The organism is Porcincola intestinalis (genome assembly GCF_009696445.1).
Lineage (GTDB): Bacteria > Bacillota > Clostridia > Lachnospirales > Lachnospiraceae > Porcincola > Porcincola intestinalis.
This window is the reverse complement of the sequence record NZ_VULZ01000019.1, coordinates 1-21,202: the sequence shown is the minus strand read 5'-3', so window position 1 is coordinate 21,202 and position 21,202 is coordinate 1. Positions and strand designations below refer to the sequence as shown.

The window sequence follows — 21,202 nt, the reverse complement described above, 5'->3', positions numbered from 1 at the left end:
TTTTTTTATGATTTTACTGCGCCGGCGGAATGTTGTTCAGTATCTCGATGACATCCTTGTCTGAGCCGCCCTGCTGGATCCCGGAGCCTGCCTGATTTCCGCCAATCTGGATCACGCCATTCTGAGAGCTGCCGCCCTGGGCATTTCCTGCTGCTGAGGTACTGCTTCCGCCAGCCGTGCTCTGACCGCCTTGCTGAGAACTCCCCGCCGGGTTCCCGGTGCCTGACGGCGTGCCGCCCGTTGTGCTGCCGCTGCCTCCGCCTGCAGCCCCACCTGCCCCGCCGGCATTCCCGGTGCCAGCAGCCGGATTCCCGCTGCCTCCGGGCGTGTTCCCGGCTGTCCCCTGTGTGCCTCCGGGGCCGGCTACCCCTGTATTTCCACCTGCACTTCCGCTTCCGGACGCACCGCCTGTGTTGCCTGCCGCCCCCTGATTGCCTCCGGGGCCGGCCGCCCCTGTATTTTCACCCGCGCTTCCGGACGCACCGTCCGCCGCATCCGGCGTCTGTGTATGGACCGTCGCCTGGTCGGATTTATAGATGGTAATCGCGTCCGGCGAGATTCCGTCTGTCTGCTGCTGCGTCTGGTCCACCGGGCTTCCATCTCCATGAATATTGCAGTAATTCTTCGGCTCCGTCCCCTTCGCGAAATACTCCGTGTACGGATTCGGACAGCCCGGGGCCGCCGCCATATGAGAGTCAGAACAGATTGACACGCTCACCACATCGGACGGCATCCCGAACGCCGAGATGGTCTGTGACTGACTGATCCGGCTCATGATGCTGTTCCAGAGCGTCTTGCTGTAGGTATGGTAGGTATCCTTGTCCGGGAGCGGCGCGTTGTTGTCGTACCCCGCCCAGATGCCGCAGGTCAGATACGGCGTAAAACCGACAAACCAGCTGTCCCTGTAATCCGTCGTCGTTCCGGTCTTTCCGGCAGCCGCCATCTGCCCGAGTTCAATCTTTCCGTATGCCGTCCCTTCCGGATCCGAGATAACGCCCCGCATCGCGGAGGTCAGAAGCGCCGCCGTGCTGTCCCTAATCACCGTTCTCGGCTCCGGGTCGGTATTGTCGAGCACAACATTGCCATATGTGTCAAGCACCTGTGTATAAAAGTGCGGTTTCAGATACTGTCCGTCATTGGCAATGGCTGCGTATGCTCCGGTCAGCTCCAGGTTCGTGACGCCGTATGTCAGTCCGCCCAGCGCAAGCGTCTGCCCGACATCCGAGAATGTCCCGCCGTCGGTCGTCTTCGATTCAACCAAAGATGTGATCCCGAACTTTTCTGCATAGTCAAACCCGACCTGCGGCGTGATCTCCGTCAGACACTTGACCGCTGCGACGTTGATCGAACGCACAATCGCCTGCCGGATTGTGACGTCTCCGGCATAGGTGCCCTCCGCATCCTTCACAGGCGTTCCGTCTTCATAGTTATAGGGCTCATCCTTGTAAACGGTCGCCAGCGTCTTGCCGGCTTCATCCAGCGCCGGTGCGTAGACCGCAAGGATCTTGAACGTTGACCCGGGCTGGCGCTGCGTATACGAAGCCCGGTTCAGCGTCAGGCTGGCTTCCTTTGTCCCTCTCCCGCCGACCAGTGCCTTCACAAGCCCGGTTGCGGAATCAATAATCACGCAGGACGCCTGCGGCTGCGGCGCGACCGTGACACGCTCACCCAGCACAGTGTCCCCGTCCTTCACAACCGATGCCCGGAATGCCGCCGCTCCGTCCTTCGCCTCCTGCGCCGTCCCGTACATCAGGTCAAATGACGGATTCGTCTTTCTCACAAAAACGCGCAGGTCTTCATTTCCATAGTCTGTGATCTGACCGCTCTTGTCCTCGACGCTGAGTGCATAGTCGATTCCGACCTCCGTCCCAGACGGGAAGTTGGCCGGATTCTCAAACTCCTCATCGCAGATCTGCTGGATGTCATCATCCTGCGCCGAGTAGATGCGCAGACCGCCCGAGTAGACTGCCTTGTACGCCTGCTGGTGTGTATAGCCCTTCTGTTCCTCCAGGTCCTGCATGACCTGATCAATCAGCGCGTCCTGATAAAACGTGTAGATGGTACTGGTTGTATCGACCTTGCTCTCATTGTCCTGAATGCGTGCGTAAACATCGTCAGCAAGCGCGGAGGCATACTGGGACTGGGTAATATACCCCTGCCTGAGCATCGCGTTCAGCACCTCCGTCCTGCGCTTTTTGTTCTTCTCCGGATTTGTGATCGGATTGTACGCCGTCGGATTCTGCGTGATACCGGCGATGACCGTCGCCTCTGAGAGCGACAGCTCCGAGACAGGGAGGCCGAAATACCGGTAGGCAGCTGACTGGACGCCGTAGCAGCCCGCCCCCAGGTTGATGGTGTTGAGGTAGTCCTCAAGAATCTGCTCCTTCGTCAGCATCTTCTCGAGCTTCAGTGCCAGAAACTGCTCCTGAATCTTCCGCTCCAGCCGCTGCCGGAAGGTCGTCTCCTTCATCCAGTCGGGGAACACGGAGTTCTTCAGAAGCTGCTGGGTGATGGTGCTCGCCCCTTCGGAGAAATGTCCGCTTTTCAGCCCTTTGACCAGCGCCCTTGCAATCCCCTTCGGATCGACGCCGTTGTGCCTGTAGAACCGCTCATCCTCGATGGCGACAACGGCATGCTGCAGATCCTTCGGGATGTCCTTGATGCTGACCAGGTCCCGGTTCGCCTCAGGGAGCGTCAGCTTCTGTTCCCGTTTTCCGTCTGCGTCATAGATGTAGGTTGCCGCCTCGGATGGTATAAACTGGGCCGGACTGATCTCTGGCGCGTTCTTGAGAATAGCCCGCACCTGGAAAAATGCAAAAATACCGCCCCCGATGATCAACACCAAAAGCACGATCAGAATGAACTTGAAGATGTTCCCAATCAGGGTGAGCGCCCTGCTCCGCGGCCGCCTGCCGCGTCTGCCTTGTCCTTTGTGCTTTCCCTGTTCTCCGGGCCGGCTGCTGCTTCCCTCGGGAATGTCCGCACCCTCCATCAGGCTCCTGCTGATATCCCTTACGGCGGTCTCCTGATGCCGCGTTCTCCTCCGGCTGCTGTCTCTCTCCGGCTCCTCCGGTGTCTCCTCCGGCACAAAGCCATCCGGAAGCAGGTCATCACCCGGCATGATCCTGTCATCAAAATCAGCCGGGAAGGCTTCCTCTCTGCGTTTCTTTTTTCTATCCCCTGTTCTCATCAGGCCGCTCCCATCAAATTGATCACGCCGGCTGGACGGTTTGACGTTGTGTTTCTGTTTATTGTATAACTACATCTGTTAAAAATACTGAAGATTTTCTTATAAATGGCGGGAAACAGATTTATGAAAATAGTCACCACCGGCGGACAGGCAGAGATTATCGAGAAAAAATCCAGATTCATTGCGCAGGTTTTCCCGGTTCAGACAGCCGAGGAGGCGTATGCAGACCTCGCCGCCGTCCGGAAACAATACTGGGACGCGCGGCACAGCTGCCATGCCTTTGTGATCGGCCCGAACAATGAAACCGCGCATTCCTCCGATGATGGGGAACCGCAGGGAACTGCCGGGAAGCCGATCCTTCAGGTCCTGACCGGGTCAGAGATCCGGGACTGTCTCATCGTCGTCACGCGCTACTTTGGCGGCGTGCTTCTGGGAACAGGCGGCCTTGTCCGGGCTTACACCCAGGCGGCAAAAGCCGGGCTGGATGCCTCGGAGATCTCTACCCGGCAGGATGGCTGGCTTCTCACCATCCGCTGCAGCTACGAGCAGCTTGGGAAGATCCAGTACCTGATCAGCGCAGCTTCCTGTCCGGTGACTTCAGCCTCCTACACGGATGTCTGCGACACGGAGGTCCTGGTACCGACAGTACAGCTGCCGCGCCTGAAAGCCGCCCTGACCGAGAAAACGGCCGGGAAAGCTTCCTTTCCGAAGGAAATAAGCGTACGATATGTCACATCGGGTGATGGTTCCGTTCTTGACATCACTCCGCTTGAGTCTGAGACGTTCAGCTCATAACTGCCGGTTCCCTGCCTGCCGGTTCCGAAAGTCAGTTCCGAGAGCTGGTTCCGGACGCCGGTTCAGGGAACGCCGGTGAGGCGGCCGGCAAGGCGATGAACGAAACGGGAGGCACGAACCCTATCATGAAGGCAACGGATACACAGAATGTAACGGTCCATGTCCGGGCGATCCGGCAGATGCCCGGCGGCGAGACGGATCAGATGGAGACAACCGCATCCGGTATTCTGCGTACACGTGGAAACCGGAGATATCTCTTTTATTCAGAGAAGTCAGAGGACGGCGCTGAAACCCGGACGGTCATAAAATTTGACCAGCGCAGTGCCCAGCTTACACGCAATGGCCAGATTTCCTCGGTCTTTGTATTCGATGAGGCGCAGCACTGCCGCTCCAGCTACACGGCTCCGCTCACATCGTTTCTCGTAGATATCGACACTGAACGATATCTTCTGGAGGAAGATGAGCAGCACCTGCGTCTGACCATCCACTACCGGCTCAGTGTGGAGGGCAGCAGTCCGGCAGGCTGTCAGACCGAGATCAAGATCCGGCTGCTCTGAAAGGCAGCGAAGCGTTGGTTCATATTCAGGAGAAAACTATGGAAATCAGTTCACAGCTCCCCATCGGTTTTTTTGACTCCGGGCTGGGCGGGCTGAGCGTTCTGAGGGAGGCCGTCCGGCTGATGCCTCAGGAAGACTATATCTATTTCGGGGATTCCAGGAATGCGCCCTACGGGACAAAGACGCTGGAGCAGATCCGGCGGCTGTCTCTCACCCATGCGGAAATGCTCTACCGAAGCGGCATCAAGGCGCTTGTCGTCGCCTGCAATACCGCCACAAGCGCGGCCATTTCCATTCTGCGGGAGGTCTATACCGACATCCCTGTCATCGGCATCGAGCCCGCCTTGAAGCCGGCTGTCTCGATCGGGGAACACCCGCGCGTCATCGTGATGGCGACGCCGCTCACGGTCAAGGGTCAGAAGCTTCACGAGCTTCTCGGGCGCTATGCAAAAAGCGCGGACGTCACCGCGCTTGGCTGCCCCGGCCTTATGGAATTTGTGGAGGACGGCAATCTGGACGGCCCTGAGGTCAAGGCATATCTCCGCACGCTCCTTCTTCCGCACATGAAGAAGCCCGTCGATGCCATCGTGCTCGGATGCACGCATTATCCGTTTCTGAAGAGAACCATCCAGGAGGTCGCAGGAACCGGGATCCGGATCCTGGACGGAGGTGAGGGAACCGCCCGCCAGCTTGAAAGACGGTTAAAGGAGGAAAATCTTCTGAAAGCACCAGGAAGGAAGGGACAGATCGAATACAGGGAGAGCCTCCCGGAGAAGCTGCCCCTCTGCAGCCGGCTGATGGCTGAGCCCTGGTAAGCCGGCCGTTTCAGATTGTAAATGCATCTTTCAGGATTTCTTTGATTTCGTCTGCTCCGATTCCGAGCACGACCGAAAACTCTTCCGTGAGCTTCTCGGTGGCCGCCTTGAAGTACCGGTCATCTGTCGCTGTCACTTTCTTGCCATTCGCAATCCGTGAGCGAATGCGGCGGTTCAAGGTCTTCACCAGGCAGATCCACTGCTTACAGTCCCCGGAGTGAAGCGCCTTCTGATAGGAAAGCTCCTGCTGTCTTGCGCTCTGGTCCGGGAGCGTCTCCATCTCCGGGATATCCGCCAGAAGCTGTCTCGTCTCCTCCGGAGATATCAGATCCCGCATGATGACCTTCTGATTGTCCACCGGCGTCGTGATGGTGCAGGACTTGTCATGGAGCGGGCGCAGAATATAGCACTCCTTCATGCCCGCTCCAGGCTGCGCCGACTCAATCTCCCGCGTGCCAACCACTTCGCAAACACCACTGTTGCCATAAGATATGTATTGTCCGATACTATACACGTCCACTCTCCTTTCCGGGCAGGCGGTTTTCGTGATCGAAATCCGTTCCTGCTTCTCTCAGTTTTTGTAATCAGACTCCAGTTTTGCCAACATAATCATTATACCAATTTCTTTGCAATCCTGTAATGTCTCATAATAGACAATCATTTTTCAATTCGTCGAACATTTTCGTCAATATTGATGTTTCAGGGCGCCATTTCGTTCCTGCCGGCCCCGTTCATTGTGGTATACTGGCTTGTAGCTGTCTTAAGACGAAGAGGCAGATAAGGAGGGCATGGAGAGTGGCTGAGCTGAAAAGGATTGCTGTCATTCACAGCGATTTTCAGGAGAAGTTCGGGATTCCGCGCCAGAGCAATCTCATCGATTCGCTCAAGGCGGAGGTCATCTTTGAACCGGGGTACCGGGATCCGAATGAGGTGATCGGACTTGAAGGGTACTCTCACCTCTGGCTGATCTGGAAATTTTCCGAAAATGAGGCTGCAGGCTGGTCTCCGATGGTCTACCCGCCTCGTCTTGGCGGCAGAACGCATGTCGGCGTCTTTGCTACCCGCTCGCCCTTCCGGCCCAATCCGATCGGCCTGTCGTCCGTAAAGCTGGATCAGATTGAGATGCGCGAGGGGGTCGGCCCTGTTCTACATATATCCGGAGCGGATCTGCTCGACGGAACGCCGATTCTCGATATCAAGCCCTACATCCGGTACACCGACAGCCATCCGGAGGCTGTCAGCGGATTCGCAGACCGTGTTAAAGACAAAGAACTGAAGGTCATATTCCCTGAGGAATGGCTGCGCGTCCTGCCGGAAGGCAAGCGGCGCCCTGCGGTTGAAATTCTGAAGCAGGACCCCCGGCCGGCTTACCAGAACGATCCCGCCCGCAGGTACGGCGTCGCCTTTGCCGGCTATGATATCCGTTTCCACGTAGATGGGGATGTCCTGACCGTCTGCGAGGTTGTGCCCTACCATCGCGGCTGCCATTCCTGAAGTGCGATATCCCTGTACATATCGCGGATGGGCTTCTGGTTGTGCCCTACCATCGCAACTGCCATGCCTGAGACTGTACGGGCTTATGAGGTCTTCTGAATTATGGATGTCATCGATTACATTGATAGATCAACATATGTCATTCTGTTCCGGGTGTATACAGAATCAGACACGATTCAGATCCCTGAGCAGATTGATGGAAAACCCGTGAGGGAGCTGGCCGATCATGCATTTGCAGACGAGCCCTCTGTGCTGTACGCAGAATCTGAGAAGCGCCGGGCTGTGCGCTCCGGGCACTTTGGGACTTTTCAATCAACCGGCGCCGGGGCATCTGCAGCGTCCACGCATTCTTCCGGCGAGCGCACAGAGCGCCCGGGTGCTTCTGTGAACGCAGCCGTTCAGAATAACCAGCTTGTTGGCGATGTCTGCCGCCCTGTCACTGGGCGCCCGGATGCCTCTGTGAACGCAGCCGTTCAGAATTCTGAGCGTCTAAGCACGCTTCCGCCTTCGCTCTGCGGCAGACGGCTGAGGGCTGTGATCCTTCCGGATGCCCTTGCCGCGATCGGCAACTATGCCTTCTATGGCTGCGACAATCTGAAGACCGTCTCCTTCCCGGCATCGATCAGACGGATCGGGTCCGGACTGTTCAATTCCTGCCCTGCCCTCTCGGTGCTGATCTTCCGGCAGGCCATTTCAGCCGCTCCATCGGAAGATCCAGAGGCGGGACAGCAGCGCGCAGACTCCCTCCCCCCGCAGCTGCTGCCGGAAAACATCTCCTCTGCTCCACCTGCTACACCTGCACTGCTGCAGGAGGTTCTGCGGACAGTGAATCACGAAGTGGAGGTCCGGCTTCAGGATTCCTCCGGTCAGGACGCGGTGCGTCTTCTCTTTCCTGAATACTATGAGGAGCCGAAGGAGAATACGCCTGCCCGCATCATTGAAATCATCTGGCATGGAACCGGCTACCAGTACCGCCAGTGTTTTCTGCAGCGAAAGCTGCAGTACAGCCAGTATGACAGTCTCCTGCCGGCAGCAGACGCCCAGGAGATGCCGCAGACGCTTGTCCGACTCTGTCTTGACCGGCTGATCACGCCCGCCGAGCTGTCCGGCACCTGTCTGGCGAACTATGTGTCCTGTCTCAGAGCACGGTCCGATGCGCTCTGGACATTTCTCCTTGCCGACCAGGAGACGGATCTGACCGACTGGCTGCGTGTGCTGGAGCACTCCGGGTACTTCACCGAAAAGCTGCTCGACCACATGATCGACCAGGCCTCCTCTGCCGGACGGGCGGATGCCTCCGTCTTTCTGATGGATCTGCGCCGCAGAATGTTCCGCCCCTCCTCCAGGAGCAAGTATGATTTCTGAGTGTTACCTGCTGAATAAAATCCGGGCAGGAAATGGACCTTGCCCGTCAGCAGCCCGCTCCTGAATAACGCATTCGGAAAGGAAAACCGTATGACAACCGCTGAGGACCTCGCAAACCGGTTTGTCAAGGTCTCGCAGGAGATTCTGACAGGCAGCCGCAATGAGCTGTACTTTGACATGCATTACCTCGGGCTGGCGCTGTCAAGTCTTTCATTTGTTGCATCGACTGATATCGATTCTTTTGGAACAGACGGCAGGTCCCTCGTCGTCCATCCGAAGGCGCTTGCGGACCTTTTTGAGAAGAATCGCAGGCTTGTCAACCGCGTCTACCTGCATGAGGTCTACCACTGTCTGTTTCGACACATCTTCAAGCCGGTCAGGCACAGCAAGACGCTGTGGATGCTTGCCTGCGATATGGCTGTTGAATTTCTCATTGACGACGGTCATTTCCGGTCGACCCGGATCGCCCACAGTCAGTACAGAAGCCGTCTCAGAGCAGAGCTTGAAAAGCGCACCCCCGTTCTGAATGCCGAGTGCATATACCGCCAGCTGGTTCTGATGGCGCCAGACCGCGGGGAGGCTGCCCGCATGAAGGCCGAATTCTCCGTCGACGACCACAGTCTCTGGCCTTCGCTGAATCCGGCGAATCCGAACAGTCCGCTTCCGCCCGCTGCACTGAAGCTCCGGAACAAATGGGACGATATCTCAAAGAAGACGCAGACGCAGATGGAATCCTTCTCCACAGAGATGTCGCAGAAGGACAGCGATTTCCTCGAACAGACAAAAGTCGAGAACAGGAAAAAATATGACTACCGCTCCTTCCTCAGGAAGTTTGCGGCGCTGCGCGAGGAGATGCACGTTGATCCGGATACCTTCGACTATGTTCTGTATACCTTCGGGCTGAGTCATTACGGAAACATGCCGCTGATCGAGCCTCAGGAATTCAGGGAAGTGAAGAAGATTGATGAGTTTGTGATTGTCATCGACGTATCGATGTCTGTCACGGGGGCGCTTGTGCACGCCTTTCTGGAGGAGACCTACAGCATTCTGAGTGAGTCCGAAAGCTATCTTCATAAGGTCAACATCCGGATTCTGCAGTGTGATGAGAAGGTGCTGTCGGATGAGAAAATCACCTCTCAGAAAGACTTGAAAACATATATGGAACATTTTGAGCTGAATGGACAGGGTGGTACTGACTTCCGTCCGGCCTTCGACTATGTGGCAGACCTGATCCGGAAAAAAGAATTCCGGAATCTCCGCGGACTGCTGTACTTTACGGACGGCAAGGGAATCTACCCCAAAAAGAAGCCGCCCTATGAGACGGCCTTCATCTTCTGCGAGGAAAGCGCGGATGACCGGCAGGTTCCGCCCTGGGCGATGAAGCTGATCCTCCCGAGGGAGGACATTGAGCAGGAAAAAGACGCCCTTCTGGATTCGGCCTTCGTATGGCCAAAGGACCAGCTGTGAAATCCGCAGCCGATACCTGCGTGAACCTCACCAGCTGAGCTGTCGTTCAGATGGGGTTTGCACCGCCCTTTTACTAATCACACAAGCAGTCTTGGAAGGAGGATGGACAGTCTTCCCGCCTTGGATCGGCAGAGATCGGGCATGGATGATGTCCTGTTGAGATGAATATTCAGAGAGCAAAACAGGAAATCAAGGACACAATCGAAGCATACCTCGACAAGGATGAATATGGGGCTTACCGGATTCCGGAGATCCGGCAGCGTCCGGTGCTCCTGATGGGGCCTCCGGGCGTCGGCAAGACGCAGATCATGGAGCAGATCGCATCCGAGTGCGACATCGGCCTGGTGGCCTACACGATCACCCATCACACCCGCCAGAGTGCCATCGGGCTTCCCTATATCGAGAAAAAAACGTACGGCGGAAATGAAGTATCCGTCACCCAGTATACGATGAGCGAGATCATTGCCTCCGTGTATGACCGCATGGAGGTTTCCGGAAAATCAGAGGGAATACTGTTCATCGATGAGATTAACTGCGTATCCGAGACACTTGCCCCGACGATGCTGCAGTTTCTTCAGTGCAAGACCTTCGGAAACCAGAAGGTGCCGAAGGGCTGGATCATTGTTGCTGCCGGAAATCCGCCGGAGTACAACAAATCTGTCCGCGATTTCGATGTTGTGACGCTGGACCGTGTCAAGGTAATCGATGTGGAGGCCGATTACCCGGTCTGGCGGAAGTACGCAGACCAGGCCGGCATTCATGGGGCGGTCATTTCCTACCTGAATATTCACAGAGACAACTTCTACCGCTGCGAGACAACGGTGGACGGCATGCGCTTTGTCACGGCGCGCGGATGGGAAGATCTTTCAGAGATGCTTTATGCCTACGAACGGCTTGGAAAGACGATGGACGAGGATGTGGTCGGCCAGTATCTCCAGTACCCGTCGATCGCGAAGGATTTTGCAAATTATCTGGAGCTTTACAACCGCTATCAGAAGGATTACCAGGTCGACGAGATCCTGTCCGGTGTCATCCGCCCCGGGACACTCAGCAAACTCCGGTATGCCGCATTTGACGAGCGGGTGGAAATCGTCTCGCTGCTGCTCTCCCGCCTGTCGGCCGACTTCAAGAACTGGTGGGAAACAGACCGGTATGTGGGACACCTGTATGCGATTCTGAAGGAATTCCAGAGACGGTCCCTGCCGTCTGCCGCAGACGGAACAGCTCCGACTGACACGTCCTCAGCCTCCCAAGCCCACACAACTCTGGCTGACAAGGCATCCGCTTTCTCAGCGGATACAGCCCGGTCTGTCAGTGAAAACGAAGCGTCCTATACTTCCATCCTGGAATCGATCGTAAACGATCTGAAACTGCAGGTTCACAGCAGGCTGGACGCCGGACAGAGCGAGAAGGCTCTGACAGCAGAGTACCGCCCTGTTTTTCAGGCCTGTGACCGGTATGTCCTGCTGCTGTCCGAAAGAATACCGGAAAACTCCGGGGCGGCCTTCGATCTGCTCCGGGAATCGTTTATGAAAGACCGTGAACGACTGGATGCTGCTGCTGAAAGAACCTCTGCCCGCCTGGAGTATGCCTTTGACTTTATGGAAGCCGCCTTCGGCGAAAGCCAGGAGATGGTCTACTTTATCACCGAGCTGTCTGTAAGCCTGTATGCCATGGACTTCCTGAAAGAACATGAAAGCCCCAGGTATTACCGGTACAACAAGTCGCTGCTGTTTGATGATGCCCAGACAGGCATCCGCAGGCAGCTCGATGACATCCGCTCCGAGATGCGCGGCGAGTAAGCTCCCTGCTGCCGAACCACAAAAGGCAGTCCGGCTGCAGGACGACAGGCGCGCGGCTGTACGGCAGTTCTGCTGCCGAACCGCAAAAGACAGTCCGGCTGCAGGACCGCGAATCGGCATTCAGACTGCCGGATCACTCAGCCGCCGTACTGGTCGTAGTGCTTTCCGCCCCAGTAGACGCGCTGGGCGACTTCCGCCTTCTCGTTCAGGGTGACATCTTTGAAGATGTACTCCTTGAACTTCTCAAAGCCCGTCCGGTCCACGATGTAGCCGATGTGCTCCTTGTGCTCCACCGCATTCGGGTCAATGTACTCCTCGATGTAGGCGTAGGTGTTCGCGGCGATCTTCAGAATGCTCTCCTCATCACACCACTTGATGAAATCCTCCGCCAGACGCGGGTTCTTCTTTCCGGTCCGTCCGAGAATTACCAGACGGAAATAATGCTCCTTGCTTCTGGTCCATGCGCGTGTCGGACAGTACGTCACACAGACACCGCAGCCGATGCACTTGGCCGTATCGCGGACAACCTTTCCGTTTTTCAGTGAAAGCGCTCCGACTGAACGCCGCCTGCAGTATTTGATGCACTGCTCGCAGGCTACACAGCGGTCCGGGTTGTACTGCGGCTCGGTCATGCCGATCACCCCGAAGTCCGCCAGCCGGACCTTCGCGCAGTCATTCGAGCAGCCGGTAAACGCGACCTTCACATGACGGTCATTCGGGTAGATGGTCTTCTCCATCTTCTGCGCAAAGGCAGTCGTGTCATAGCAGCCGAACGGGCACAGCCGCGCTCCCGGACAGGCAATGACGTTCCGGGTTCCCGAAGCAGGATACCCCTTGCCTTCCTCCGTCTGATTGATGCGGAGCGAGTCGATGATAAGCTGAACCTCCGCATTGACCTTGTCGACATCCTCCAGCCGGATCCCCGGAATCTCGATCCCCTGGCGGTTTGTGATGTCAATGACACCATTTCCATACTTTTCGGCGATCTCCACGACGCGTCCCAAGGACTTGCTGTCAATCACGCCGCCCGGAATCCGGATCCGGGAAGCCGTTTCACCGCGGACCTTGGAATAGCGGAAGGCATTTTTCTTCAGTTTTGCGACATTGATATCTAAATTTCCCATATATGCTCCAATCTGGATCAATCCATCATCGTTCTGGCATCGACATAGTTAAACACAGGGCCATCCAGACAGATATACGTGTCATTGACCCGGCAGTGTCCGCACTTTCCCAGGCCGCAGCACATCTTGCGCTCGTAGGATACCGTGATGTTCTCGTCCGCAAACCCCTTCTTCTTCAGCTCGATGATCGTGAACTTCATCATTGGCGGCGGTCCGACTACGATCGCCTTTGCCGAAGCCGGATCTCTCAGCGGAAGATCCGCGATATACTTCGTGACCAGGCCGACATTTCCTGCATATCCCTCCGGGGCACCGTCCACCGTCAGAATCAGGTTCAGCCTCTTCTCCCACGCCTCAAGGTCGTCCCGAAACAGCATGTCCGAGGGGCTCCTGAAACCGGTGATGGCGTATTTGTCCTTTGCATTGTCCATCTTGGACAGGGCGGAAATGACGCCGCGCACAGGCGACACACCGGTTCCGCCGGCGACCACAACCGTCTCCCCATCCCGGTAGAGCTCAACGTCGAATCCATTTCCATAGGGGCCGCGGAGCAGCAGAGACTGGCCGGCGTAGGTTTCGAACACCTCATTCGTCACTCTGCCGACCCTGCGGATTGTCAGATCCACAAAGCCGGGGCCGATGCCGGATACGGAGATCAGAGCTTCGCCGTACTTGGGAACGGAAACCTCGAAGAACTGGCCCGGCTTCACTTCACCGGTGTATGCCATGCGGAAGGTATATTCCTTCTGCGTATGGCGGATGACCTCCAGAATTTCAGAAGGAAACGGAATATACGGATTGTTCATCTTATCTGCCCTCCTTTTCCATGGCATCCACCGCATCGGCGACCTTGTTGATGATGTTGGAGTAGCTGATGTACTCGCCGCAGACATCGTCACAGCGTCCGCAGCCGACGCACATGTCATAGCCGAACCGCTTCCTGAAGTCCAGAATCTTGTGAAGAACCTTGAACCGCATGCGTTCTCCCTGGGTCTTCCGGTACTGGCCGCCTCCGGCTACATTGGAATAGCCGTCAACCATGCAGGAGCTGCCCACACGCCGGCGCTCGCCGACACGCCCGTTGTCGCTGTAATAGACATCCTGCATGGTAAAGCAGGTGCAGGTCGGACAGACAAAATTGCAGCGTCCGCAGCCGATGCACCGGGTCGTATACTCGTCCCACAGCGGGTGCTTCATGATCTCCGCCGGGATCGTCTCCGGAACGCGGACATGGACCTCATTCTGTGTGACATGTGCCGGGACAACCTCTTCCTTCGAAGTAGCTGCGGCGGAAAAGACGGCATCCAACCCCTCATCCAGCACGTTGATCCGGTACATCCCGTCTGCTTCATCAACCGAGAATGCGTATCCGTCCTCCGAGACATTGGCCTTCATGTCCACGCAGAAACAGTTCTCAAAGCTGTGGCTGCAGCCGATCAGGACGTAATGAACAAGCTCCCTGCGACGCTGGTAGAAGAAATCCTTTTCCATTCCGTTCGCCAGATAGATCTGATCCTGCCGCTTCATGGCTTGCAGATCGCAGCTTCTCAGAAACAGCAGAACCGGCCTTGTATCCAGATCGGCTTCCTTACAGACGCCTTCTGTAAAGTAGAACAGTGTCTCCGACAGGGGTGTCAGAACCTCCTTGGCAGAATAATCCGACTTTTCGTGAAGCTCGATCTCCTCGCTTCCGTTCACCTCGTCATACAGTATGGCGTCAACGTCGGTAAAGCGTCCTGCTCCTTTCTTCCGAACCGGCGCAAAGATCCGATAGGTTTTCCGGAGCTGCGAGATCGCGTCCGAAAACCCCTCCTGTGTCAGCACATAGCCCATAGATATTCCTCCTGTGATGGATCGACCAGTATCGATATGTTTCAGCGCCGTCTGTGGCGGCGCATGAAGCCTCTGTCTGTCAGGCAGCGTCACCGAATCAGTTCGTAGGCGTAGAGAGCCTCATCGGTTCGGGACGGTGCCAGGGCGATGCCCAGAATCTCCCGCAGGCGCTCCGGCTGATCCGCCAGCTCCTCCGGTGTCCCTGAAAGCACAACTTTCCCGCATTTCATGATGAAAATGTGGCTGCTGATGCTGAAGCTCAGCGGCAGGTCATGGGAGACGGTCACCACGCTCTTCCCGCGCTGCGTCAGCCTGCCGAAAAGCTCCATTGTCTTTCTCCGATGCGCGATATCCATGCTGGAGGTTCCCTCATCTACCAGCAGGTAGTCCGGGTCCTGCGCCAGGATCATGGCCAGATAAGCGCGCTGCCTCTCTCCCCCGGACAGCTTTCCAAGCAGGCGGTCCGAGAGTGGCGTCATATCCGTCTCCCGGAGTGCCGTCTCTATGCCTCTCAGGTCTGCCTCACTCAGCACATTTGTGATGCCCGCCCGGCTGAAGCAGCCGTGCGAAACGAGCGTTCGCACCGTCATGCGCGGGGCCGGAAGACTCTGCGGAAGATAGGCAAGCCGCTGCGCCCTCGCCTTAGGGGAAAGGTCCGCAATCTCCTCCCCGTCCATAAGCGCATGCCCCCGGTAAGGGAGAATGCCCGCCAGCGATTTCAGAAAGGTAGACTTGCCGCATCCATTTTCCCCGATCAGAGTTGTGATCTCCCCTCTTTTGAGGGTAAGATCTTCGATTTCAATTCCGAACGCACCTGCGCCGTACCCGGCTGAAAATGATTGAATCCGGATCATATGCCACGCTTTCTGTGAATCAGCATTCCGATGAAGAAGGGTGCGCCGAGCAGACTGATCAGAAGTCCGACAGGCAGCTCGTACGGATACAGCAGTCTTCTCCCCAGAAAGTCAGCTGCAAGGAGCAGCGCACTTCCATAGAGCACACACAGCAGCAGGCTTCCGGACGTTGTCAGATCCTGTGAGAAGACTCTTCTGATCAGATTCGGGATAATCAGGCCCAGGAAGCTGATCAGTCCGCCGACGCAGACCGCCGCCCCGGCAAGGACGGCTGCCGCCAGAATGGTGAGACAGCGATGCCTCTTCACATTCAGCCCCAGGCTGTGCGCCGTCTCATCCCCCAGTGCAAACAGATCAATTCCCCGGCTCAGGAACAGACCGCCCAGCAGGCAGGGCATGATCAGTGCCCCCGCAAGGGCAAGCACCGGCCAGGTCACGCCGGACAAGCCGCCCAGACTGAAGGCCGCCTTGTCCGCAACCGATTCCGGAAAAAATGTGATGATGCCATTGATCCCCGCGCTCATCAGGGCGGATACTGCCACCCCTGAAAGAATGATCATCGTTTTGCTGAAGCCTGCGCATATCGCGATCAGGTACACCAGACCGGTCGCCAGAAGCGCACCGCAGAGGACCATCACAGAGCGTGCGTACACCATGCCCGGAAACAGCAGCGATGCCAGAAGCACGAAAAGGCCTGCTCCATTGTTGATCCCGAGGATCGATGGGGAAGCCAGCGGATTGTGGAGCGCCTCCTGCAGAAGGAGTCCGGAAACAGCAAGCGCCGCTCCGCATAAGACTGCGCCGGCTGTTCTCGGAATCCGTACATAGCAGAGGATCTGATGCCAGACCGCTTCATCCCCGGACTTCCCATAGAAAAGGGACAGCAGGCAGAAACCCACTGTAAGCAGGGCCCCGGCTGTGACAGCAATGGCATAAGGCACCTTGTTCTGCTCGTGTACATCCTTTCGATGCATCCTTCTCCTCTCTTCCGCCCGTCAATTTCACCCTTCCGTGCTTCCTTCAACACCATCTGTCAGATCATCAAGCAGAACCTGATAGGCCTGCGCCCAGCGATTGTTCGGCTTGTACTGAAACAGATCTTTCTCCAGGATGAAGAGCCTGCGTCCCCTGACAGCGGACAGCTGGTTCCATGCCGGCTGGCTCAGGAAACTCTCCTTGAAGGCCTCATTGGCTTCCTTGACGCTGCCCTGTGTGACGATGAAGATGTATGCTGGGTCTTTTTCGACGATCCACTCAAGACTGAGGTCATCCAGGCTGCTGTCATCCGCCGCGACATTGACCAGCCCGAGATCTGTCAGCATCGCTGCCACAAAATGATCATCCTTCAGCGCCTTCGTCTTCGCCGCGGAGGCCCGGATCAGCAGGAAGCTCTTTCCCCTGACCGCAGCCGGGGCGGAATCTCTGAGCTCGTCGATGGCCTCTGCCACCTCCTCCACGTTCGACGTGTAAAGATCCTGCCGCCCGGTCAATTCCGTGAACTTCTTCATAATCTGCTCATAGTCCGTGAAGCTGTTCACGCTTACGTCCCGGCAGGAAATACCGGCGGACGTAAGAGTCTCAACAACCTTCTTCTGGGCGGGGATCTCCTCTGTCGCCAGAACCTCATCCGGCTGCAGTTCCATGATGGCTTCTGCGTTCGGCGCACTGATGGTCCCGACCGATACACAGTCCTTTGTAATGCCACTCAGGTCCAGCCCGTCACTGGTAATGCCTGACAGCGTACCGCCTGCAAGCAGCCAGAGATCCCCGATGGAGCGGGACAGCGCCACGACGCGTTTCGGCGCCTTCCGGGAAGATGCGTCCGTTCCATCCGCCATCGGGCTGTCTCCGGCAAAAACACAGCCCGTCAATGGCAGCGAAGCCAGAAAGACGACCGCTGTCATCATGCTGATTATCGTGTGCCTGAACCTTTTGTCCATAGATTTTCTCTCCAGTCGTCAAAACATTAACAAACACCTGTAAAGACACATTTACTTTCATTTTAGATTGTGCCATGATAGAAAGTGTTGCATATGGAACACCCGTCAAAATAAAATCTCACGAAAAAAAGGTTCGAAATTTATGGAATTAGCTGAAATTCAGGACCAACAGCTGATGGAGCTACCGCTTTTTGATCAGATTGATCGAAATGATATCCGCCCGATGCTCACCTGCCTGGGAGCATTCGTGCGCGAATACAGAAGAAAAGAATATGCGGTTCTGGATGATGAACTGATGGCGCATGTCTGCGTCCTGATGTCGGGCTGCATCTTCATGCTCAAGGAAGACCAGGAAGGTCACCGCTCCATTCTGACCTACATCCAGCCCGGGGAGCTGTTTGGTGAATCCTTCGCTCTGCGGCATTCTCCGGTCACCAGCGTTTCATTTCTCGCCGCCCGCTCCTCGCAGGTGCTCTGCCTGCCGCTTGCAAAGACGCTCCATACGTGCAGCAACCGATGTGTCTTCCACGAAACACTTGTATCCAACCTGTATGAGCTGCTGTCCCGAAAGAACCTGGCGCTGATGCAGAAAATCGACATTCTTTCGAGAGATACCCTGAGGGACAAGCTGCTGTCTTTTCTGAGGCTTCAGCTGACAGGAGATTCGAAGGCAGGGGCATCCCGCGGGCTGTCCATCCAGGGCAGCACCGTTACGCTCCCGATGAACAAGTCCGAGCTGGCGCGCTATCTGAACGTCAACCGGACCTCCCTCTGCCGGGAGCTGCATGCCATGTAACAAAACGGTCTCCTGCTCGTCCGGGGGGGATTCCTACACCCTCACAGAATGTGTTATGCAGGCTCAGCCAGCCGGGCCAGTTGATGAACGGAACCCGCAAGGCGGGAAACCCTTACAGAAAGCTTCTGTCGGATGTCGCTCTGCCGGGGCGGCGCAGAAGCCACAGATAGATAAAGCACAGCGTGATCTGCACAGCGGTTGAACAGGGTGTTGCCAGCCCGATATGGAACAGCGAAACGGGCGTCTGCCTGCTCATGAGATATGAAACCGGAACGCGTACCGCGAATGCACCAAGAATGCCCTGCATCATGACGAAGGACGTCCTTCCCATTCCATTGTAGAAGCCGATGAAGCAGAAAAGAAAGCACGTCAGCAGGCAGTCCACTGCGTACGCCTTCAGATAGTCCGCCGAGGCCAGAATCACCTGTCTGTCTTTTGAGAAGATTCCCGACAGAAGATCGCCGTGGAAAAAGGCGAGATAGAACATCAGGGCACCGAAGGCGAACGAAATCCCGACTGCCGATCGGAACCCCTTCATCGCTCTGTCCATCTTTCCGGCGCCCCGGTTCTGCGCGACAAATGCCGACATGGACTGCATGAACGCTGACGGTACCAGCATGATGAATGCGCAGACCTTTTCAGCCACGCCGACCCCGGCGGACTCTGTCAGACCGATCGAGTTGACGATCGCAAGGATGACCAGGAAAGAGACACCGACAAGAAAATCCTGTACTGCGATGGGTGTTCCTAAAATCAGTATCCGCCGGATGATCCGGCCGTCCCACCGGACCATCTTTCTCCGGAATTCGAATGGGAGTGTTTTCTTTGATATCAGGATATACGAAATCACCACACTGATGAGCTGGGCCGCTACCGTCGCGATGGCCGCTCCTGCGGTTCCCATGTGGAAGCCTGCCACAAGCGTCAAATCTCCTGCGATATTGAAGATGCATGCAATCAGCACCGTCACAAGCGGCGTGTTGGAGTCTCCCAGTCCTCTGAAAATACCGCCGATCAGATTGTAGGCGATGATCACGACAGCCCCGCCGCCGCAGATCCGAATATACTGCACCGTCAGGTCATAGGCCGCCTCCGGGGCATGCATAATGCCGGCAAGCTGCGGCGCCAGGAGCGGCAGGACGAAGCTCAGCACGATTCCGACCGTCAGAAACATCACAAGACCGCTTCCGACAATCCTGCCTCCCTCCTCCGCACGCTTTTCCCCGATCTTCTGCCCCAGCAGAATCGTCATGCCCATACACAGGCTGCTGAGAATGTTGGTGATCGTCATCATAATCTGGGATCCGGTTGAAACTGCTGACACATCCGCAGAGCTTGCGAATTTCCCGACAATCAGGAGGTCCACTGCCCCGTACATCGCCTGCAGAAACAAAGCCAGAAGGACAGGGCCTGCAAATTTCAGAAGCGGGCCAACGATTCTGCCGCTCGTAAAATCGATTCTCTTTTCCATATCAGGTCTTCTTTCCGTCAATCCCGCACTCGATGATGTGCGGTCGCCTTCACAAAAAAAGCCGGATAAGAAATCCGGTATCTCAACCAGACATCTTATCCAGCTCGTTATTTCCAGACGAATAACTTACCCTCCGATGAACGGTGCTATCCTATCAGCTCTCCAGCCGGCTGTCAACACCGCTGTCAGCCTGATCAGTTTCCTGATCAGCTCCTGCACCCCCGGATTGATCAACCTCTGAAAGCCGTGTCAGCTTCCTGCTCAGCATAAGGCCAGCCATCAAGCGTCTCTCAAACCTGTCCGATCGCACCGACCGGGCAGTTCTCCATGGCCTCCTGCGCCGTCTCCTCTGCGGACGCCGGCACATCCTCCTCGATCGCCTTTGCCGTTCCCTCGTCTGTCTTGTTGCGAAATAGCATATGTGTGCATAGTAGCGTATTTACTGGGGCTTTGTAATCAGCAAAATCTATAAATACCCATATTGGCATATAGTTTGCTAAAAAAATTGCTAAAAACAGGGACGGTGATCGCCGTTCCTGTTTTATGTTATAGTTATCATCACAGGATGGAGGGATAATCATGGGCAAGAAAAAATACAGATGCGTTCCATTGGATCTGATGCGCAAAGTAGAGGACGAATACCCTGAAGCCTGGGAGCAGATGGCATATTTTCATTCACTACGCGGGAGTGAACCAGATATGCAGTGGCCGGAATGGTGCTATGCGCCTATGGCCGCCGCATCAGCAATTGTCACAAATTCTCCGGTTCCGGATTTTTCGGAGAAAGCGTTTTTCGATATCTCATCAATATTCGCACTTGCGCCCTGGCGATTAACCCGGCAGGTATACGCAATGGACGCTGATCTTGAACGGGAGCTGATCGATTCGGAACCGGCGACAAAGATCCCGACGGAGATTCTGCATCGCCTTCCATATCAGAGCTTTTATGTTCAAACGGCAAATATATCTGTATTCGGACATAAGATCGACGGTTTTTTCGTGACGCTGGAATACGATGTCAAAAACGGAGAGCATGAGCTTCGCCTGCTGCCAGTATCAGCAGATCTGTCGTTCATTCTTCCGCTGTCACTGCACATCAATTGCGAAACAATTGGTGAGGCATTTGACCGCTACGAGGATGTGACTAACCAGCGTTCACTGGAATTTCTGGGAGTGGAATATAAAAAACTGATAAATACGCCCATCAAAAAGATGGGGGTTGACGTTACCCGCCAGAGCGCGAAGACCGCGATTCAGGAGCTGCTGCCCATCGTCGTATACATTTGTTCAACCGATAACGACATTCGGGAACGGAAGCCAGCGAAGCCGAAGCCCGCTGATGCAAAACCTGTTTCCCCGCAAAAATCCGAGCCTTCCGCCAAAAAGATTAATATCTGGGATGTCGGTATTCGGATCGGTCCGGCGCTGAAAAAATACCATGAACATCAGGTAACGCGCGGATCCACGCATGAAGGATCGCACACGCCGAAGCGGCCGCACATCCGCAGGGCGCACTACCATTCATTCTGGACCGGGCACAGGAACGACGAGGCATCCCGAGAGCTGGTGGTAAAGTGGATCCCGCCGATCTTCGTCAATGCCGAAGATGGCAGCGATGCGCCGGTGACGATCCACAGGGTAAAATAAAAAAACGGGGCATTACGCCCTGTTTTTTTATTCCCAATCGGTCCATGGGGAA

General features: G+C 56.1%; 20 protein-coding genes. 9 read left to right on the top strand and 11 right to left on the bottom strand.

From position 1 onward, the window contains the following. Positions 1 to 13 precede the first annotated feature (13 nt). Positions 14 to 3,190 (bottom strand): transglycosylase domain-containing protein, encoded by a 3,177-nt coding sequence (locus FYJ35_RS13415; RefSeq protein WP_154527377.1) that lies wholly within the window; start codon positions 3,188 to 3,190, stop codon positions 14 to 16. 123 nt (positions 3,191 to 3,313) lie between these two features. On the opposite strand from FYJ35_RS13415, the gene FYJ35_RS13410 reads away from it, so the two are divergent. The 3 genes from FYJ35_RS13410 (at position 3,314) to murI (ending at position 5,357) form a co-directional block, all read left to right on the top strand. After that, on the top strand, positions 3,314 to 3,985 hold the full coding sequence (locus tag FYJ35_RS13410) for a YigZ family protein (protein ID WP_235906580.1): 672 nt from the start codon (positions 3,314 to 3,316) through the stop codon (positions 3,983 to 3,985). 95 nt (positions 3,986 to 4,080) lie between these two features. After that, positions 4,081 to 4,542, top strand: coding sequence for a DUF1934 domain-containing protein (locus FYJ35_RS13405; protein ID WP_154527373.1), 462 nt, complete (start codon positions 4,081 to 4,083; stop codon positions 4,540 to 4,542). 38 nt (positions 4,543 to 4,580) lie between these two features. After that, positions 4,581 to 5,357, top strand: a complete 777-nt coding sequence (gene murI / locus FYJ35_RS13400) for a glutamate racemase (protein ID WP_154527371.1) — start codon at positions 4,581 to 4,583, stop codon at positions 5,355 to 5,357. Positions 5,358 to 5,367: 10 nt separating this feature from the next. On the opposite strand, the gene FYJ35_RS13395 is transcribed toward murI, so the two are convergent. After that, positions 5,368 to 5,871 carry a CarD family transcriptional regulator gene (locus FYJ35_RS13395; RefSeq protein ID WP_154527369.1) on the bottom strand — a complete coding sequence of 168 codons (504 nt, stop codon included), beginning with the start codon at positions 5,869 to 5,871 and terminating at the stop codon, positions 5,368 to 5,370. Positions 5,872 to 6,152: 281 nt separating this feature from the next. Here FYJ35_RS13395 and tsaA point away from each other — a divergent pair, with 281 nt between their 5' ends. The 4 genes from tsaA to FYJ35_RS13375 all read left to right on the top strand — a co-directional run bounded on the left by tsaA (position 6,153) and on the right by FYJ35_RS13375 (position 11,485). Next, complete coding sequence (tsaA, locus tag FYJ35_RS13390) at positions 6,153 to 6,851, top strand: tRNA (N6-threonylcarbamoyladenosine(37)-N6)-methyltransferase TrmO (protein WP_328597095.1); 699 nt, start codon at positions 6,153 to 6,155, stop codon at positions 6,849 to 6,851. A 102-nt stretch (positions 6,852 to 6,953) separates the two neighbouring features. Further along, positions 6,954 to 8,216, top strand: coding sequence for a leucine-rich repeat protein (locus FYJ35_RS13385; RefSeq protein WP_154527365.1), 1,263 nt, complete (start codon positions 6,954 to 6,956; stop codon positions 8,214 to 8,216). A gap of 90 nt (positions 8,217 to 8,306) precedes the next feature. Further along, positions 8,307 to 9,683 (top strand): vWA domain-containing protein, encoded by a 1,377-nt coding sequence (locus FYJ35_RS13380; RefSeq protein ID WP_154527363.1) that lies wholly within the window; start codon positions 8,307 to 8,309, stop codon positions 9,681 to 9,683. A 161-nt stretch (positions 9,684 to 9,844) separates the two neighbouring features. Further along, positions 9,845 to 11,485, top strand: a complete 1,641-nt coding sequence (locus FYJ35_RS13375) for an ATP-binding protein (RefSeq protein WP_154527361.1) — start codon at positions 9,845 to 9,847, stop codon at positions 11,483 to 11,485. A gap of 137 nt (positions 11,486 to 11,622) precedes the next feature. On the opposite strand, the gene asrC is transcribed toward FYJ35_RS13375, so the two are convergent. The 6 genes from asrC to FYJ35_RS13345 all read right to left on the bottom strand — a co-directional run bounded on the left by asrC (position 11,623) and on the right by FYJ35_RS13345 (position 17,236). Beyond that, positions 11,623 to 12,609, bottom strand: a complete 987-nt coding sequence (asrC, locus tag FYJ35_RS13370; protein ID WP_154527359.1) for a sulfite reductase subunit C — start codon at positions 12,607 to 12,609, stop codon at positions 11,623 to 11,625. Positions 12,610 to 12,626: 17 nt separating this feature from the next. After that, entirely contained in the window at positions 12,627 to 13,415 is a 789-nt protein-coding gene (asrB, locus tag FYJ35_RS13365) for an anaerobic sulfite reductase subunit AsrB (protein WP_154527357.1), read from the bottom strand. A gap of 1 nt (position 13,416) precedes the next feature. Next, positions 13,417 to 14,442 (bottom strand): anaerobic sulfite reductase subunit AsrA, encoded by a 1,026-nt coding sequence (gene asrA, locus FYJ35_RS13360; RefSeq protein ID WP_154527355.1) that lies wholly within the window; start codon positions 14,440 to 14,442, stop codon positions 13,417 to 13,419. Between the two features lie 89 nt (positions 14,443 to 14,531). Continuing rightward, the gene (locus FYJ35_RS13355) at positions 14,532 to 15,296 is read right to left on the bottom strand and encodes an ABC transporter ATP-binding protein (protein ID WP_154527353.1); all 765 of its coding nucleotides are present in this window, start codon (positions 15,294 to 15,296) and stop codon (positions 14,532 to 14,534) included. Then, positions 15,293 to 16,270: a FecCD family ABC transporter permease gene (locus FYJ35_RS13350; protein WP_154527351.1), complete on the bottom strand. Its 978-nt coding sequence runs from the start codon at positions 16,268 to 16,270 to the stop codon at positions 15,293 to 15,295. The genes FYJ35_RS13355 and FYJ35_RS13350 overlap by 4 nt, the downstream gene beginning before the upstream one ends. 27 nt (positions 16,271 to 16,297) lie before the next feature. Beyond that, positions 16,298 to 17,236, bottom strand: coding sequence for an ABC transporter substrate-binding protein (locus FYJ35_RS13345; protein ID WP_154527349.1), 939 nt, complete (start codon positions 17,234 to 17,236; stop codon positions 16,298 to 16,300). Positions 17,237 to 17,378: 142 nt separating this feature from the next. On the opposite strand from FYJ35_RS13345, the gene FYJ35_RS13340 reads away from it, so the two are divergent. Further along, on the top strand, positions 17,379 to 18,032 hold the full coding sequence (locus FYJ35_RS13340) for a Crp/Fnr family transcriptional regulator (protein ID WP_154527347.1): 654 nt from the start codon (positions 17,379 to 17,381) through the stop codon (positions 18,030 to 18,032). A 112-nt stretch (positions 18,033 to 18,144) separates the two neighbouring features. Here the strand turns inward: FYJ35_RS13340 and FYJ35_RS13335 are convergent, their stop codons facing one another. From FYJ35_RS13335 to FYJ35_RS13330, 3 genes are all read right to left on the bottom strand, one after another. Beyond that, positions 18,145 to 19,503, bottom strand: a complete 1,359-nt coding sequence (locus FYJ35_RS13335; protein WP_154527345.1) for an MATE family efflux transporter — start codon at positions 19,501 to 19,503, stop codon at positions 18,145 to 18,147. Between the two features lie 154 nt (positions 19,504 to 19,657). Then, positions 19,658 to 19,783, bottom strand: coding sequence for a hypothetical protein (locus FYJ35_RS14885; RefSeq protein WP_268892557.1), 126 nt, complete (start codon positions 19,781 to 19,783; stop codon positions 19,658 to 19,660). Positions 19,784 to 19,793: 10 nt separating this feature from the next. Beyond that, complete coding sequence (locus FYJ35_RS13330; RefSeq protein ID WP_154527344.1) at positions 19,794 to 19,922, bottom strand: ferredoxin; 129 nt, start codon at positions 19,920 to 19,922, stop codon at positions 19,794 to 19,796. 160 nt (positions 19,923 to 20,082) lie between these two features. Between FYJ35_RS13330 and FYJ35_RS13325 the strand changes: the two genes are divergently transcribed. Next, the gene (locus tag FYJ35_RS13325; protein ID WP_154527343.1) at positions 20,083 to 21,150 is read left to right on the top strand and encodes an AcrVA2 family anti-CRISPR protein; all 1,068 of its coding nucleotides are present in this window, start codon (positions 20,083 to 20,085) and stop codon (positions 21,148 to 21,150) included. Positions 21,151 to 21,202: the final 52 nt, after the last annotated feature.

Excerpts from the sequence above, each read along its gene's own strand:
- asrC (WP_154527359.1), bottom strand. The coding sequence starts at position 12,609 with ATGGGAAATTTAGATATCAATGTCGCAAAACTGAAGAAAAATGCCTTC.
- FYJ35_RS13380 (WP_154527363.1), top strand. The coding sequence starts at position 8,307 with ATGACAACCGCTGAGGACCTCGCAAACCGGTTTGTCAAGGTCTCGCAG.
- FYJ35_RS13340 (WP_154527347.1), top strand. The coding sequence starts at position 17,379 with ATGGAATTAGCTGAAATTCAGGACCAACAGCTGATGGAGCTACCGCTT.
- FYJ35_RS13325 (WP_154527343.1), top strand. The coding sequence starts at position 20,083 with ATGGGCAAGAAAAAATACAGATGCGTTCCATTGGATCTGATGCGCAAA.
- asrB (WP_154527357.1), bottom strand. The coding sequence starts at position 13,415 with ATGAACAATCCGTATATTCCGTTTCCTTCTGAAATTCTGGAGGTCATC.
- FYJ35_RS13385 (WP_154527365.1), top strand. The coding sequence starts at position 6,954 with ATGGATGTCATCGATTACATTGATAGATCAACATATGTCATTCTGTTC.
- FYJ35_RS14885 (WP_268892557.1), bottom strand. The coding sequence starts at position 19,783 with ATGGCTGGCCTTATGCTGAGCAGGAAGCTGACACGGCTTTCAGAGGTT.
- FYJ35_RS13375 (WP_154527361.1), top strand. The coding sequence starts at position 9,845 with ATGAATATTCAGAGAGCAAAACAGGAAATCAAGGACACAATCGAAGCA.
- FYJ35_RS13355 (WP_154527353.1), bottom strand. The coding sequence starts at position 15,296 with ATGATCCGGATTCAATCATTTTCAGCCGGGTACGGCGCAGGTGCGTTC.
- FYJ35_RS13410 (WP_235906580.1), top strand. The coding sequence starts at position 3,314 with ATGAAAATAGTCACCACCGGCGGACAGGCAGAGATTATCGAGAAAAAA.
- FYJ35_RS13335 (WP_154527345.1), bottom strand. The coding sequence starts at position 19,503 with ATGGAAAAGAGAATCGATTTTACGAGCGGCAGAATCGTTGGCCCGCTT.
- murI (WP_154527371.1), top strand. The coding sequence starts at position 4,581 with ATGGAAATCAGTTCACAGCTCCCCATCGGTTTTTTTGACTCCGGGCTG.
- FYJ35_RS13330 (WP_154527344.1), bottom strand. The coding sequence starts at position 19,922 with ATGCTATTTCGCAACAAGACAGACGAGGGAACGGCAAAGGCGATCGAG.
- FYJ35_RS13345 (WP_154527349.1), bottom strand. The coding sequence starts at position 17,236 with ATGGACAAAAGGTTCAGGCACACGATAATCAGCATGATGACAGCGGTC.
- FYJ35_RS13405 (WP_154527373.1), top strand. The coding sequence starts at position 4,081 with ATGAACGAAACGGGAGGCACGAACCCTATCATGAAGGCAACGGATACA.
- FYJ35_RS13350 (WP_154527351.1), bottom strand. The coding sequence starts at position 16,270 with ATGCATCGAAAGGATGTACACGAGCAGAACAAGGTGCCTTATGCCATT.
- asrA (WP_154527355.1), bottom strand. The coding sequence starts at position 14,442 with ATGGGCTATGTGCTGACACAGGAGGGGTTTTCGGACGCGATCTCGCAG.
- FYJ35_RS13415 (WP_154527377.1), bottom strand. The coding sequence starts at position 3,190 with ATGAGAACAGGGGATAGAAAAAAGAAACGCAGAGAGGAAGCCTTCCCG.